Origin of the sequence: Ideonella margarita, from assembly GCF_038066635.1 — a bacterium.
Lineage (GTDB): Bacteria > Pseudomonadota > Gammaproteobacteria > Burkholderiales > Burkholderiaceae_C > Ideonella > Ideonella margarita.
Genome location: NZ_JBBUTI010000006.1, coordinates 107,796 through 122,494, shown reverse-complemented (window position 1 = coordinate 122,494; position 14,699 = coordinate 107,796). Strand labels below are relative to the sequence as shown.

General features: G+C 67.5%; 15 protein-coding genes. 6 read left to right on the top strand and 9 right to left on the bottom strand.

Features of this window, described 5'->3' with window-relative positions; genetic code table 11:
• Window positions 1-14: 14 nt before the first annotated feature.
• From AACH00_RS09905 to AACH00_RS09890, 4 genes are all read right to left on the bottom strand, one after another.
• Entirely contained in the window at window positions 15-1,697 is a 1,683-nt protein-coding gene (locus tag AACH00_RS09905; RefSeq protein ID WP_341398957.1) for a long-chain-fatty-acid--CoA ligase, read from the bottom strand.
• A 166-nt stretch (window positions 1,698-1,863) separates the two neighbouring features.
• Window positions 1,864-3,300, bottom strand: a complete 1,437-nt coding sequence (locus AACH00_RS09900) for an NAD(P)(+) transhydrogenase (Re/Si-specific) subunit beta (protein ID WP_341398956.1) — start codon at window positions 3,298-3,300, stop codon at window positions 1,864-1,866.
• Complete coding sequence (locus tag AACH00_RS09895) at window positions 3,297-3,620, bottom strand: NAD(P) transhydrogenase subunit alpha part 2 (RefSeq protein WP_341398955.1); 324 nt, start codon at window positions 3,618-3,620, stop codon at window positions 3,297-3,299. The genes AACH00_RS09900 and AACH00_RS09895 overlap by 4 nt, the downstream gene beginning before the upstream one ends.
• 5 nt (window positions 3,621-3,625) lie before the next feature.
• The gene (locus AACH00_RS09890; protein WP_341398954.1) at window positions 3,626-4,756 is read right to left on the bottom strand and encodes a Re/Si-specific NAD(P)(+) transhydrogenase subunit alpha; all 1,131 of its coding nucleotides are present in this window, start codon (window positions 4,754-4,756) and stop codon (window positions 3,626-3,628) included.
• 203 nt (window positions 4,757-4,959) lie between these two features.
• Between AACH00_RS09890 and AACH00_RS09885 the strand changes: the two genes are divergently transcribed.
• Entirely contained in the window at window positions 4,960-5,448 is a 489-nt protein-coding gene (locus tag AACH00_RS09885; RefSeq protein ID WP_341398953.1) for an NUDIX hydrolase, read from the top strand.
• A 132-nt stretch (window positions 5,449-5,580) separates the two neighbouring features.
• Window positions 5,581-6,684: a tRNA 2-thiouridine(34) synthase MnmA gene (gene mnmA, locus AACH00_RS09880; protein WP_341398952.1), complete on the top strand. Its 1,104-nt coding sequence runs from the start codon at window positions 5,581-5,583 to the stop codon at window positions 6,682-6,684.
• Here mnmA and AACH00_RS09875 read toward each other — a convergent pair whose 3' ends face one another.
• Complete coding sequence (locus AACH00_RS09875; RefSeq protein WP_341398951.1) at window positions 6,685-7,266, bottom strand: thioredoxin fold domain-containing protein; 582 nt, start codon at window positions 7,264-7,266, stop codon at window positions 6,685-6,687. It abuts the gene before it with no gap.
• Between the two features lie 210 nt (window positions 7,267-7,476).
• Here AACH00_RS09875 and AACH00_RS09870 point away from each other — a divergent pair, with 210 nt between their 5' ends.
• Together AACH00_RS09870 and AACH00_RS09865 are read left to right on the top strand one after the other, a co-directional pair.
• Window positions 7,477-9,324: a sensor histidine kinase gene (locus AACH00_RS09870; protein WP_341398950.1), complete on the top strand. Its 1,848-nt coding sequence runs from the start codon at window positions 7,477-7,479 to the stop codon at window positions 9,322-9,324.
• 25 nt (window positions 9,325-9,349) lie between these two features.
• Complete coding sequence (locus AACH00_RS09865; RefSeq protein ID WP_341398949.1) at window positions 9,350-10,096, top strand: type 1 glutamine amidotransferase; 747 nt, start codon at window positions 9,350-9,352, stop codon at window positions 10,094-10,096.
• Window positions 10,097-10,112: 16 nt separating this feature from the next.
• Here the strand turns inward: AACH00_RS09865 and AACH00_RS09860 are convergent, their stop codons facing one another.
• Genes AACH00_RS09860 through AACH00_RS09850 form a run of 3 tightly spaced genes read right to left on the bottom strand, consistent with a single transcriptional unit; the run spans window position 10,113 to window position 11,366 of the window.
• Window positions 10,113-10,559 (bottom strand): SRPBCC family protein, encoded by a 447-nt coding sequence (locus AACH00_RS09860; RefSeq protein ID WP_341398948.1) that lies wholly within the window; start codon window positions 10,557-10,559, stop codon window positions 10,113-10,115.
• Between the two features lie 11 nt (window positions 10,560-10,570).
• Window positions 10,571-10,786, bottom strand: a complete 216-nt coding sequence (locus AACH00_RS09855) for a DUF4287 domain-containing protein (RefSeq protein ID WP_341398947.1) — start codon at window positions 10,784-10,786, stop codon at window positions 10,571-10,573.
• 22 nt (window positions 10,787-10,808) lie between these two features.
• Window positions 10,809-11,366, bottom strand: a complete 558-nt coding sequence (locus tag AACH00_RS09850; RefSeq protein ID WP_341398946.1) for a hypothetical protein — start codon at window positions 11,364-11,366, stop codon at window positions 10,809-10,811.
• Between the two features lie 111 nt (window positions 11,367-11,477).
• On the opposite strand from AACH00_RS09850, the gene lplT reads away from it, so the two are divergent.
• The gene (gene lplT, locus AACH00_RS09845; RefSeq protein WP_341398945.1) at window positions 11,478-12,695 is read left to right on the top strand and encodes a lysophospholipid transporter LplT; all 1,218 of its coding nucleotides are present in this window, start codon (window positions 11,478-11,480) and stop codon (window positions 12,693-12,695) included.
• Here lplT and AACH00_RS09840 read toward each other — a convergent pair.
• Window positions 12,667-13,914 carry a glycosyltransferase family 4 protein gene (locus AACH00_RS09840; protein WP_341398944.1) on the bottom strand — a complete coding sequence of 416 codons (1,248 nt, stop codon included), beginning with the start codon at window positions 13,912-13,914 and terminating at the stop codon, window positions 12,667-12,669. The two genes, lplT and AACH00_RS09840, sit on opposite strands and share 29 nt — an antisense overlap.
• 127 nt (window positions 13,915-14,041) lie before the next feature.
• Here AACH00_RS09840 and AACH00_RS09835 point away from each other — a divergent pair, with 127 nt between their 5' ends.
• A complete protein-coding gene (locus tag AACH00_RS09835) occupies window positions 14,042-14,659 on the top strand; it encodes an Mpo1-like protein (protein ID WP_341398943.1) in 618 nt (205 codons plus the stop codon).
• Window positions 14,660-14,699 lie beyond the last annotated feature (40 nt).

The following is a 14,699-nucleotide window of genomic DNA, read 5'->3' as shown; positions in this document are numbered from 1 at the left end:
TGGCTGCCGCAACCTCAGTGCGCTGCGGGCTTGTCCCGCAACTCGCGTCGCAGCACTTTACCTACCGGCGTCTTCGGCAGGTCAGCCCGGAACTCAACCACACGTGGCCGTTTGTAACCGGTGAGGTTGGTTTCGCACCAGGCACGCACGTCCGCTTCGGTCAGCGCCGGGTCTTTCTTGACGATGACGACCTTCACCGCCTCGCCGGCCTTGTCGTCGGCCACGCCCACGGCGGCGCACTCCATCACGCCCGGCAGCTGCGTGATGACGTCTTCGACCTCGTTCGGATAGACGTTGAAGCCGGACACCAGGATCATGTCCTTCTTGCGGTCGACGATGCGGAAGTAGCCGCGTTCGTCCATCACGCCCACGTCGCCCGAGCGGAAGAAGCCGTCGGCGGTCATCACCTTGGCGGTTTCGTCAGGGCGCTGCCAGTAGCCGGCCATCACCTGCGGGCCGCGGATGGCGATTTCACCCGCCGTGCCCAGCGGCACTTCGTTGCCGTCGTCGTCCAGCAACTTCAGCTCGGTATTCGAGACGGGCAGGCCGATGGTGCCGGTGTAGGCGGTGGTATCCACGCGGTTGCACGAAGCCACCGGCGAGGTTTCCGACAGGCCGTAACCTTCGCAGATCGGGCAGCCGGTCTTTTCGAGCCACAGGCGTGCCGTGGCTTGCTGCACGGCCATGCCGCCGCCCACCGAGATCTTCAGGTGGCTCCAGTCCACCTTGTCGAAGTCAGCGTGGTTGGCCAGGGCATTGAACAAGGTGTTGACGGCCGGGAAGCTGTGGAAGCGCTCTTTCGAGAGCTCTTTCAGCACCGCAGGCAGGTCACGCGGGTTCGCGATCAGGATGTTGCAGCCGCCCATGCGCAGGCCCAGCATCATGTTCGTGTTGAAGCCGAAGATGTGATAGATCGGCAGCGCGCAGATGGTGGTGATCTGCTCGCCGGCCGGGATTTTCTTAAGCGCCGGCTGGTACCAGGCTTCGGACTGCAGCACGTTGGCCACGAGGTTGCGGTGCAGCAGCACGGCGCCCTTGCTGACGCCGGTGGTGCCGCCGGTGTACTGCAGCACGGCGATGTCGTCGGGGCCGACTTGCGCTGCGGTGAAGGTCTTGCCGCGGCCGCTGGAGAGTGCGTCATTGAAGCGCACGCTGCCCGGCAGCTCGAAGGCCGGCACCAGCTTCTTGACCTTGCGCACGACGTGGTTCACCAGCGTGCCCTTGATCAGGCCGAGCATGTCGCCCATGGCGGCCACCACCACGTGCTTGGTCGGCACCTGGTCCTGCACCTGCTGGAAGGTGCTGGCGAAATTCTCCAGCACGATCAGCGCCTTGGCGCCCGAATCCTTGAGCTGGTGTTCCAGCTCGCGCGGGGTGTAGAGCGGGTTGACGTTCACCACCACCAGGCCGGCGCGCAGGATGCCGCCCACCACCACCGGGTACTGCGGCACGTTGGGCAGCATCACCGCCACACGGTCGCCACGCACCAGGCCTGCCGACTGCAGGTGGGCCGCGAACGCGCGCGACAGGTCATCGATCTGCTCGAAGCTGAACGCCTTGCCCATGAACTTGTAGGCCGGCAGGCGGGCGAATTTGCGGAAGCTCTCTTCCAGCAGGGCCACGAGTGAAGGGAAGACGTCGGTCTTCACTTCAGCGGGCACGCCCTCCGGGTATTGCTTCAGCCAGGTCTTTTCCATCCGTGTAACTCCGTCAACGACAGTGCATTCTCGCTGTCAGTCCGGGGGCGGTCATCAGGGGATTCGATAGCGCTCATTGGAGGCTGCTCCCCAGGTGCCACGCTGCCCGGCCGACAGACGCAAAAAGGCCGGGCAGCAGCCCGGCCGGCAGGACGCGAAGCCCCGCTTATTCGATGGCCTTGACCATGTCCTCGACCACCTTCTTGGCGTCGCCGAAGACCATCATGGTCTTGTCCATGTAGAACAGCTCGTTGTCGAGGCCGGCATAACCGGCGGCCATCGAGCGCTTGTTCACGATCACCGTCTTGGCCTTGTAGGCCTCGAGGATGGGCATGCCGTAGATCGGGCTGCCCTTGGTCATCGCGGCCGGGTTCACCACGTCATTCGCGCCCAGGATGATGGCCACATCGGCCTGGCCGAACTCACCGTTGATGTCTTCCATTTCGAAGACCTGGTCATACGGCACTTCGGCCTCGGCCAGCAGCACGTTCATGTGGCCGGGCATGCGGCCGGCCACCGGGTGGATGGCGTACTTCACCGTGATGCCCTTGTGGGTCAGCTTCTCGGCCAGCTCCTTCACCGCGTGCTGCGCGCGGGCCACGGCCAGGCCGTAGCCGGGCACGATCACCACGGTCTCGGCGTTGCCCAGGATGAAGGCGGCGTCGTCTGCACTGCCGCTCTTCACGCTGCGTTGCGGTTGCGCGCTGCCGGTGGCGGCCGTGGCGTCACCGCCGAAGCCACCCAGGATCACGCTGAAGAACGAGCGGTTCATGGCCTTGCACATGATGTAGCTCAGGATGGCCCCCGAGCTGCCCACCAGCGAGCCGGCAATGATCAGCATCGAGTTGTTCAGCGAGAAGCCGATGCCGGCCGCTGCCCAGCCCGAGTAGCTGTTCAGCATCGACACCACGACCGGCATGTCGGCGCCGCCGATCGGGATGATGATGAGCACGCCCATCACGAAGCCCAGGGCGCAGATCAGCCCGAAGTCGAGCGCGCTTTCCGAGTGCCAGAAACCGAACAGGAAAAACAGCGATGCCAGCGCCAGGGCGGCGTTGAGCTTGTGCTGGCCGGTGAAGGTGACCGGTGCGCCCTGGAACAGGCGGAACTTGTACTTGCCGCTCAGCTTGCCGAAGGCGATGACCGAGCCGCTGAACGTGACCGCACCGATGAAGGCGCCCAGTGCCAGTTCGACCCGGTTGCCGCCCGGAATGGCGCCGCCCTTGGTGGTGATGGCGAAGGCCCAGGGTTCAGCCACGGCCGCGGCCGCGATGAACACCGCCGCCAGGCCGATCATGCTGTGCATGAAGGCGACCAGCTCTGGCATCTTGGTCATTTCAACCCGGCGGGCCATGGTGGCACCGGCGGCGCCGCCCACGACCAGTGCGCCCAGCACCCAGGCCAGGCCTTCGCCGAAGCCGACGTCAAGCGCGACGGCCTGGCGCTGGATGAGCGCCGCGGTGGTCAGCACGGCGATCGTCATGCCGATCATGCCGAACAGGTTGCCGCGGATCGAGGTGGTCGGGTGCGACAGGCCCTTCAAGGCCTGGATGAAGCAGACGCTGGCGATCAGGTACAGCAGCGTGACGAGGTTCATGCTCATGCCGATGCTCCCTTGTCTGCTGCGGGCTTCTTGTCTTTCTTCCTGAACATCTCGAGCATCCGTCGGGTGACGAGGAAGCCGCCAAACACATTGACGGCGGCCAGTGCCACGGCGAGCACGCCGAAGACCTTGCCCGTGGGCGTGACGGTGAGCGCCGCCGCCAGCATGGCGCCGACGATGACGATGGCCGACACGGCATTGGTGACGGCCATCAGCGGCGTGTGCAGCGCGGGCGTCACGGTCCAGACCACGTGGTAGCCGACATAGATGGCCAGCACGAAGATGATCAGGTTGGTGATGGTGGGGGAAATGAGGTCCATGGTGTTCACGCCTTCTTCACGTCACCGGCCTGCGTCATGAGGCAGGCTGCGACGATGTCATCGTCCATCGGCACCTGGAAACCGCCGTCCTTGGGCAGCACCAGCTTCAGGAAATCCAGCACGTTGCGGGCATACAGCGCCGACGCGTCTGCAGCCACCAGGCCGGGCAGGTTGGTCTCGCCGACGATGTGCACGCCGTGCTTCGTCACGGTGCGGCCCGCTTCAGTCAGCGGGCAGTTGCCGTCGTGGCCGGCCGGGCCCTTGCCGGCGGCGATGTCGATGATCACCGAGCCGGGCTTCATGGCCTTGACCATCTCTTCGGTGATCAGCACCGGCGCTGCGCGGCCGGGAATCAGCGCCGTGGAAATGACCACGTCGGCCGCGGCCACGCGCTTGGCCACCTCGATCTTCTGGCGCTCCAGCCACGAGGCCGGCATCGGGCGGGCATAACCGCCCACGCCTTCCGCCGCTTCCTTTTCCTCGGCGGTCTCGAAGGCCACGTCGATGAACTTGGCGCCCAGCGACTCGACCTGCTCCTTCACCGAGGGGCGCACATCCGACGCCTCGATGACGGCACCCAGGCGCTTGGCCGTGGCGATGGCCTGCAGGCCCGCCACGCCCACGCCGAGGATGACCACGCGGGCCGCCTTCACGGTGCCGGCAGCGGTCATCAACATGGGGAAGAACTTCTGGTAGCGGTCGGCCGCCATGATCACGGCCTTGTAGCCGGCGATGTTGGCCTGCGAGCTCAGCACGTCCATGCTCTGGGCGCGGGTGGTGCGCGGCGCGGCTTCGAGGGCAAAGCTGGTCAGGCCGGCCGCGGCCATGGCCGTCAGGCCCGGCTTGTCGAACGGGTTCAGCATGCCCACCAGCGCGGTGCCCGGTTTCATCAGCGCAAGCTCCTCCGCACTGGGCCGCTGCACCTTCAGCACCAGCTCGGCGCCCAGGGCTTCGGCCCGGTCGACGATGCGGGCACCGGCGGCTTCAAAGGCCGCGTCGGTGATGCTGGCTGCGACGCCGGCACCGGTCTGTACCAGCACCGTGTGGCCTTGCGCCACGTATTTCTTCGCAGTCTCCGGAGTGACTGCGACGCGTGTTTCTCCGGCCGCTGTTTCCAGCGGAACGCCTATCAACATGTGGATCTCCTCTCCAACGCCTTGTGTCTGTCTGCACTCGAGCGGCGGCCGTGGCGGTCGTGCGCCCTGCTTGCTTTGCAGCAAAGCTTAACCGCAGAAGGTGCGCAGCAGGGCCTTGTCAGCCAGGTGTCGGAAAGCCGGTGTAGACGAGCCTGTCCTGCAATACAAAAACGACGCACTTCACGCGTCGTTACCATCCGCCCATGGCACAAGAACGATGGAAACCCAGCGTCACCGTGGCCGCCGTCATCGAGCGTGATGGCCGCTACCTGCTGGTCGAGGAAATGACCCCGGAAGGGCTGCGCTTGAACAACCCGGCGGGCCATCTGGACCCGGGCGAATCGCTGCTGCAGGCGGTGGTGCGCGAGACCCTGGAAGAGACCGCCCGCCCCTTCGTGCCAGAGGCGCTGACGGGCATCCACCTGGCCCGGCTGGAACGGCACCAGACTGCTGAGGACATCACCTACCTGCGCTTCGCTTTCTGCGGTGCGGTGGGCGAGGAAATTGCCGGCCGTGTGCTCGACACGCCGGTGGTTCGCACGCTGTGGATGAGTCTGGATGAGGTGCGCTCCAGCACCGCCCGCCACCGCAGCCCGCTGGTGTTGCAGTGTGTCAAAGAACATGCCGCCGGACAGCGCTTCCCGCTGGAGGTTTTGAGTACGCACCCTAGCGTGGCGCTGCTGCAAAAATAGGCACGCACGTTCGTGCTTTTTACAATCCGGAATGCCCATTCATCAGATGTGGCGTCGGCGGCCCGATCGCGTCGCTGCCTGATCCCGGCCTTGCGCCGGCACGGGCTCGGCCCCAGCGCCTAAAATTGCGCGATGTTGAAGCAGCGTGTGGTGGTGGGTTTGAGCGGGGGCGTGGACTCCGCGGTGTCGGCGTGGCTGCTCAAGCAGCAGGGCCACGAGGTGGTCGGCATCTTCATGAAGAACTGGGAAGACGATGACGACAGCGAGTACTGCTCGTCGAACATCGACTTCGTCGATGCCGCTGCCGTGGCCGATGTGCTGGGCATCGAGATCGAGCACGTCAATTTCGCGGCCGACTACAAGGACCGCGTCTTTGCCGAGTTCCTGCGTGAGTACCAGGCCGGCCGCACGCCCAACCCCGACGTGCTGTGCAACGCCGAGATCAAGTTCAAGGCCTTCCTCGACCACGCCATGCGGCTGGGCGCAGAGAAGATCGCCACCGGCCACTACACCCGGGTGCGTGAGCGCGATGGCCGTTTCGAGCTGCTCAAGGGCCTGGACCCGCTGAAGGACCAGAGCTACTTCCTGCATCGCCTCAACCAGGCGCAGCTGTCGAAGACGCTGTTCCCGGTGGGTGAGCTGCCCAAGACGGAAGTGCGCCGCCTGGCCGAGGAGATCGGCCTGCCGAACGCGCGCAAGAAGGACTCCACCGGCATCTGCTTCATCGGCGAGCGCCCGTTCCGCGAATTCCTCAACCGCTACCTGAGCCACGCTCCCGGCCCGGTGGTGGATGACCGCGGCCGCAAGGTGGGCGAGCACGTCGGCCTGAGCTTCTACACCCTGGGCCAGCGCCAGGGCCTGGGCATTGGCGGCGTGAAAGACAAGAAGGGCGTGCGCGGCGGTGCCGAACACCTGCCCTGGTACGTGGCGCGCAAAGACCTCGACCGCAACACGCTGGTCGTGGTGCAGGGCCATGATCACCCCTGGCTGCAATACCGCTGGCTGGAAGCCGCAGACACCAGCTGGGTGGCCGGTGAGGCCCATGCGCCGGGCGCGCTGGGTGCCAAGTCGCGTTATCGCCAGGCCGATGCGGCCTGCACGCTGGCGCCGGGTGCGGGTGATGCGATGCGGCTCGATTTCTCGGAGCTGCAGTGGGCCGTCACGCCGGGCCAGTCGGCCGTGCTGTACGACGGCGAGGTGTGCCTGGGCGGCGGCGTGATCAGCGCCGCCGGCTGATCAGACGCCGGTCATCTCGGCCAGCTGGCCGGTTTCGAGCGCACCTTCGGTCTTGCCGAACACGCCCGACTTGCCATTGCGGAAGACGATCAGCGGCACCGACTCGGCCTGCAGCTTGCGCAGGATCTCGGTGTTCGCCTTGACCTTGGCCAGGGCCGCTTCGGGCAGATCGCCCGGCACGCTGATGCCGCCCTTGCGCGCCAGCAGCAGCGATTCGTTCTCTTCCATCGCCGCGGCCGGGTTGGCCGCACTCAGGATGGCCGCACCCTGCGTCAGCGACTGCGGACGCAGGTAAGCCACCGGCATCCAGACGATCTTCAGCTTGCCCTGCAGCGGCTTGGCCGAGGCCCACAGGTGCGCGCAGTGCGGGCAGGTGGTGTCGAAGAACACGTACATCGTGTTGGCTGCCATCACCGGGCCGGTCGTGAAGCCGTTGCCGGTGGCTGCCAGGTCGTAGACCGCCTTGCTGGTCAGGCCGCCGTTGCCGTTGCCGGCTGCTTCGGCGCTGGGCTGGCCGCAGGCCACCAGGCCGAAGGCGGTCAGGGCGGGCAGGGTGCGCAGGGCGAAGTCGCGTCTTTTCACGGTGCAATTCCTTGAAAACTGGGTGGGGGGCGTGCCGGGCAATCCGGCACTCACTGTGGGGTGGAGTGCAGGTGCCCGCGCCGAGTTCCCCGCCATTGTGTCCCCCCAAGCAGCCGATGGCTGGCCGCGGGTGCGAACCCGATACTGGCCAGCTCACCAGGCCACCTCAGCAGTCCAACGTTGTTCGCCTCGCTTGATCCCCGTCGCAGCTTGCGTGTCCGTTTCGCCCTGGTACTTGGCGCGAGCGGCTTGCTGTTTGCGGTGACGGCGGCCTTCGTGGTGGAGCACCTCACCACCCAGCAACTCGAAGCCAATGCCGGCCAGGCCGTGCGCCGCGAGGCTGACCTCGTGGGCCGCGCCCTCGCCGCCCAGCTGTCTGATCGCCTGAATCTGCTGCGCCATCTGGCGGCCGACCCCGTGCTGGCCAGCGGCGTGATGGAGACCGCCGATGTGCGCGACCGGCTGGAGCGGCTGCGCGCCACCCAGCCCGAGCTCGCCTGGCTGGCCATGGTGGGTGCCGACGGGCTGGTGCAGGTGTCGACCGGCAACCTGCTGATCGGCGAGTCGATGGCGCATGAGCCCTGGTTCGCCACCGGCATGCTGCAGCCCTGGCTGGGCAAGCGGGGCCCGATGCCGCGCCTCTCCCCGAATGTGCCGCTGACGACCGAAGGCCGCCCGCCGGATTTTCTCGACATGGCCGTGCCCCTGATCGACTACCAGGGCCGCCATGTGGGCCTGATCGTCGGCCTGCTGCATTGGGACTGGCTGACCACCCAGCACCAGTCGCTGGGCCATCCGCTCGATCGCCAGCATGGCCTGGACACGCTGGTGCTGGGCCGCGACGGCCGGGTGGCCAGCGGCCCGGCCGAGCTCATCGGCCAGACCATCGACTGGCCCGATGTGATGGCGATGCGGCGCGGCGGCGCGCCCGGCGTGGTGCGCTGGCCTGACGGGCAGGACTACCTCACCGCGCTGGCCGCTGACCCCGTGCGCGCCGGCGAGCCCTCGGCCGAGCTGAGCGTGGTGGCGCGGCAGAACCTGGCCCAGGCCTTTGGCGAGTTGCGCAGCCTGCACCAGCGGCTGCTGTGGGCCGGCGTGCTGGCGACCTTGATCTTCGTCACGCTGAGTGTGCTGCTGGCTGACCGCGTGGCGCGGCCCATCGCGCGATTGAGTGCGGCAGCCCAGCGGCGTCGGCTCGGCCATGCGGTGAGCTTCGCGACGGCCACCGGCAATTCGCGCGATGAACTGGGGCGCCTGGCCAATGCGCTGGCCGAGCTCGACGATGAACTGCGCGAGCTGCATGCCGACCTGGAACACCGCGTGGCCGACCGCACCGCGCAGCTGCAGGCGGCGAACGCCGAACTCGACAGCTTCGCCTATGCCGTGTCGCATGACTTGCGGGCACCTTTGCGGGCCTTGAGCGGCTTTGCCATGGCGCTGAAGGAAGACCATGCCGCGGTGCTCGACGAGCGTGGTCTGCAGTACCTGGGCCACATCGAATCTGCCAGCCACCGCATGGGCGACCTCATCGAAGGCTTGCTGGTGCTCTCGCGCGTGACCCGCGGCACGCTGCACCAGGACACGGTGGCCTTGTCGGCCGTGGCCCTGCGCGTGCTGGCCGACCTGGAAGCTGCCGAGCCGCTGCGCCTGGTGGAGTGGCAGGTGCAGCCCGGCCTGCAGATCGATGGCGATGCGCGGCTGATTGATGCGGTGATGCGCAACCTGCTCGGCAATGCCTGGAAGTATTCGGCCGGCCGCACGCCGGCCCGCATCGAGGTGCGCGGCGAGACCATCGACGGCCGGCGCTGGATCACCGTCCGCGACAACGGCGCCGGCTTCAACATGGCCTACGCCGGCATGCTGTTCAAGGCCTTCGAGCGCCTGCACCGGCAAGATGAATTTCCGGGGCTCGGCATCGGCCTGGCCACGGTGCTGCGCATCGTGCAGCGCCACGGCGGCGAGATCGTGCCCGAGGGCGAGGTGAACGGCGGGGCGACGTTCCGGTTTACCCTTGACCGTGCGCCACTGACTTCGGTGGACGCGCCTCCTGCCCCCTGATGTTTCCTTGTCGCTGCCTGTTCTGATGTCCTCCACGCTCCCTGCTGTCCTGATTGTTCAACCGATGGCCGACGACGGCCCCGCTTTCCTGGCCACCTGGCTGCAGGAGCAAGGCATTGCCTTCCAGGTGGTGCGTGTGTTTGCGGGTGAAGCCGTGCCCCGCAGTGCGGCGGGCTGGCGCGGCGTGGTGATGCTGGGCGGCGCGATGAGCGTGAACGACGACCTGCCCTTCCTGCGCGATGCTGAAGCCCTGCTGCGCGACGCCGTGCATCGCGGTGTGCCGGTGCTGGGCCACTGCCTGGGCGGCCAGATGCTGGCCCGCGCGCTGGGCGCCGCCACCACCGACAACCCGGTGCCCGAGGTGGGTTGGGCGTACATCGAGCTTGCTGATCAAGCGCTGGCGCGGGACTGGCTGGGTGACGTCGCCTCCGGCAGCGATGAGCCACTCCCCGTCTTCCAGTGGCACTACCAGACCTTCGCGCTGCCGGCGGGCGCCACGCTGCTGGCCAGCAACGCCGCATGCGCGCACCAGGCCTTTGCCTTCGGCCCGCACCTGGGCATGCAGTTCCACATCGAGGTGGATGCCGAGAAACTGAACCGCTGGTGTGCGGAAGCGCCCGCCTCGGCGCTGGCCGATGCCCACCACGCCAGCGTGCAGGACGAGGCCCGCATGCGCGCCGACACGCATCGCCTGCTGGCCAGCAGCCAGGCCACCGCGCGGCGCATCTATGCGCGCTGGTGGTCGCTGGTGCAGGCGGCAGCCAGCGTTTGAGTCTGCGGTCGCGCGCTCAGCCCGGAATATCCGGCTCCACCAGCCAGGCCAGCTGCGTCAGCGACTCCTGCCAACCCAGGTAGCACATCTCCAGCGGAATCACGTCTGGAATGCCGGCCTGGCTGATGCTCACCTCGCAGCCGCACAGCACGGGCTTGAGGCGCACCGTCACTTCCAGCGTGCCGGGCAGGTTCGGGTCATCGAAGCGGTCGGTGTAGCGCAGGAACTCATCGGGCACCAGCTCCAGGTACTCGCCGCCAAACGAATGCGCGCTGCCCGTGCCGAAGTTCTGGAACGACATCCGGAAGCTGCCGCCCACGCGGGCGTCCAGGTGGTGCACCGTGCAGAGAAACCCGTGCGGCGGCAGCCACCGGGCCAAGGCGCCAGCCTCCAGGAAGGCTCGGTACACCTTGGCCGGCGGGCAACGCAGCACGCGGTGCAGGTGGATGGTGCGATCAGACATGCGCTGTGCCTTCAGCGAGGGGTGGCCAGGAAGGCGGCGACCAGCGCGTTGGCGTGGCCGTGCCCGAGTTGATGCTCGGTCTTCAGCAGCGCCACCAGGGCCATGTGCTTGAGCGGACCGGCCGCTTCCAGCACCGCCATCCAGTGGCTGATGGGCTGCCCGTACGTCTTCTCGATCGACGGGAAGTACGAGGCCGGGCCTTTCACCTTGTCATCACTGCTTGCCATGGGTTGCTCCTCAAGTGGGTGGTCAGGCCGGGGTGGCCGGGGCATAACTCCAGCGCGGCGTGATCAGGATCACCGCGATGGACAGGGCGGCGAGCGAGGCGCCTGCCAGCAGGAAATGGCTGTGCTCATCAAGGCGCTGCGGGAAGATCCGCCACGCTGCGCCCAAGCCGATGACGTTGCCGGACAGGGCCAGCAGCAGCGTGGCCAGATCGCGGAAGCGGCGGGCCTTGTTGGCCCCTGACGACCAACGCGGGTCGGTGTTGTAGCTGGGCAGGCGCAGGTGGGCGTCGTTGAGTTGCTCCAGCGAGGCCAGGAAGGTGCGCAGGTTGCTGATGGCGCGCTCCGAGGTGTAGTTCAGCAGCGCAAGTGCGAGCGAGGCCACCGGAAACCCGAGCAGCAGCCATTCCACTGGTGCGGACGCGGCCTTGGCCGAACTGCCGAGGGCCACCAGCGCGGCGAGCAGGCTGACGGTCAGCGTCACGTACAGCGCCAGGGCCTGCTGGCGCTGGGCGATGCGCGCATTGACCTCCTGGTAGGCGGCAATGAAACGGTAGTTGGCGTCAACGCTGGGTACGGACATGGGGCACGCGGAAGTCAATCGGCACATTGTGCCGCCGTGCTTCGCGGCGGCGTCACGGGTTTGCCACGGGGCTGTCATCAAGGCAGCGGGCTGCGCTGTTTCCAATCGGCCATGCCTGTCGGTTTCCATCGCATCATCCTCGCCCAGTTCCTGTCGGCCCTGGCTGACAACGCGCTGCTCATCGTGGCCATTGCCCTGCTGCACAGCCAGGGCGAGCCGGCCTGGTGGGTGCCGATGCTGAAGCTGGCCTTCAACCTGTTCTTCGTGGTGCTGGCGCCGTTCACCGGCGTGCTGGCCGATGCCTGGCCCAAGGGCCGCATCATGGGCTGGATGAACGGCATCAAGCTGCTGGCGGTGCTGGGCATGCTGATGCAGGTGCACCCGGTGCTGGCCTATGCGGTGGCCGGCCTGGGCGCAGCGGCCTATGCGCCGGCCAAGTACGGCCTGATCACCGAGCTGGTGCCGGCGCCGCAGCTGGTGGCGGCCAATGCCTGGATCGAGCTCAGCGTGGTGGGCGCGGCCCTGCTCGGCGTGACGCTGGGTGGCGCCTTGATCAGCCCGCTGATGACCACCTGGATGGCGCCGTGGCCGGTGCTGCAGGTGGCGCTGCTGCTGGTGGCTGCCATCTACCTGGCGGCGGCCTGGGTGCAGTTCAAGGTGCCCGACACCGGCTGGCGCCACACACCTGCCACCGTGCGGCCGCAGCAGCTGGTGGCCGACTTCTGGCAGGCCCACCGGCAGCTGTGGCGCGATGCGCAGGGCGGTGTGTCGCTGGCCGTCACCACCTTGTTCTGGGGCATCGGTGCGGTGCTGCAGCTGGCTGTGTTGCGCTGGGCTGGCGAGGTGTTGCAGTGGCGGCTGGACCAGGCCGCGGTGATGCAGGCCGTGGTGGCTTTGGGTGTGCTGGCCGGTGCCGGTGTGGCGGGGCGCTGGGTGCCGCTGGCGCGCGCCCGGCGGGTGCTGCCGCTGGGCATGCTGCTGGGCCTGCTGACGTGTGGCGTCGCGCAGCTCACTGAGCCCTGGCTGGCCGTGCCCGCGCTGGTGTTGCTGGGGGCGGTGGGCGGTTTGCTGGTGGTGCCGATGAATGCGCTGCTGCAACACCGGGGCCAGCAGTTGTTCAGTGCCGGCCGGTCGATCGCCGTGCAGGGCTTCAATGAAAACCTCAGTGTGCTGCTGATGCTGGCCGCTTACGCCGGCGTGCTGCGCTTCGAGGTGCCCATGCCCGCGCTGATGACCGGCATGGGCCTGCTGGTGGCGCTGGCGATGGGCTGGGTGTGGCGCTGGCGCGCCGCCACGCCGCTCAGTCGACCGCCAGCGTGCCAGCCGTGAAGGCCGGCTGCGCGGCTTCTTCCACCGCGCGCCCGGCGATGAGCTTGTGATACACGCCTTCGATCTGGTCGATGATGCGGTCCCATCCCAGTTGCTCGGCACCTTGCCGCGCCGCCTGGCCCATCTGCCGCAGGGCGTTCACATCGCTGGTGAGCTGGCTGGCGGCATGCACGAAAGCCGGGGTGTCGGCCATCGGCACCACCGCACCGTTCACGCCGTTGCGCACCAGCTGGCCCGCAGCCGCGTAGTTGAACGCCGCCACCGGCAGGCCGCTGGCCAGGGCCTCGGCCGTGACGTTGCCGTAGGTTTCCGACAGGCTCGGGAACAGGAACAGATCACCCGACGCGTAGTGCGCGGCCAGATCGGTGCCATGCCGCATGCCGGCAAAGATGGCGCGCGGCAGGCGGCGCTGCAACTCGCGCGAGGATGGGCCGTCGCCGACCAGCACCAGCCGCGCGGAAGGCTGCGCGCGCTCGATCGCTTCGAAGGCCACGACCAGCGCATCCAGGTTCTTTTCCGGCGCCATGCGGCCCACGTGCACCACGGCGATGTCCTGCGGGCCGACGCCCCATTCGGCGCGCAGCTCCGGGCTGCGGCGCTGCGGGTTGAACAGCTGGCTGTCCACGCCACGCGCCACCACGATGACGTTGCGCATGCCGAGGTCGGTCAGCGTCTGGCGCAGGCCGGCGTCGGGCGTGGTGGTGCAGCCGGTCTGGTTATGGAACTTGCGCAGGTACGCCATGATCGGCTTGTGCAGCCAGCCGATGCCGTAATGCTGGCTGTAGGCGTGAAAGTTGGTGCGGAAGTCCGAGCACACCGGGATGCGCAACTGGCGCGCCGCCTGCAACGCGGCCCAGCCCATCGGGCCTTCGGTCGCGATGTGCACCACGTCGGGCCGGCGCCGCGACCAGATCCGCAGGAAGGATTGCCGCGTGGCCACGCCCAGCCGCAGCTGCGGGTAGCGCGGAATCGGCAGACCCCGCATCAGCACCTCGTGGAAGCGGCCGTCGCTGCTGGCCTCGTCACCGCGGTGCTGGTTGGGGCGGATGAGCTGCAGCTCATGGCCGCGTGCCCGCAGGCCGTCCACCACGCTGGCCACCGTGCGCGCCACGCCGTTGACCTCCGGCGGGTAGGTCTCGGTGACCATGCTGATGCGCAGCCAGCGGCCCTGCGCAGGGAAGTCATCAATGACCAGGTCGCTGGATGGCAGAGGTGTCATGTGCCCATGCTGCCTGCGCTTCGCAACGGTTTTGTGACGGTCTCGACCTTCTCGACTGTCACCGCGTTTTCATATCCGGAGGTCACTATCCGGTCACACGACTCTGCCTCAACAAGGACGCAAGCCCATGCTCGATTCGTTCATGAAGGAACTGCGGGAGCAGCGCTGGGATGACCACCGCTACTACCACCACAGCCGCATCAACCAGACGCTGCATTTCATCAGCGCCATCAGTTTCATGGTGGCCTATGCGCTGCTGTTCGTGGACCCTGCCTGGTCCGCCCTGCTGGCCTGGCTGGTGTCGATGACGACGCGCCAGGCGGGCCACTTCTTCTTCGAGCCGCTGGGCTACGACGAGGTCAACCAGGCCACGCAGGAACACAAGGAAGCCATCAAGGTCGGCTACAACCTGCGCCGCAAGGTGGTGCTGATGGGCCTGTGGGCCGGCGCACCGCTGCTGGTGTGGCTGCAGCCCACGCTGTTCGGCCTGCTGCCCGCCTGGACGCAGCCGTCCGAGTACGCACACCACGTCGGTTATGTCTGGTTCTGGCTGGGCGTGGCGGGCTTGCTGTTCCGCACCGTGCACCTGTTCTTCATCCGGGGTGTGCAAACCGGCCTGGCCTGGATGTGCAAGATCCTCACCGACCCGTTCAACGACTTCCTGCAGTACCGCGACGCACCGCTGGCCCTGCTGCGCGGCGAGCTCATCGACCCGATGACGCATGTGCACCAGCCCCGCCACTGAACAACGCGCCAGCCGGTGTGCTGGCGCTGATGGAAAAGGG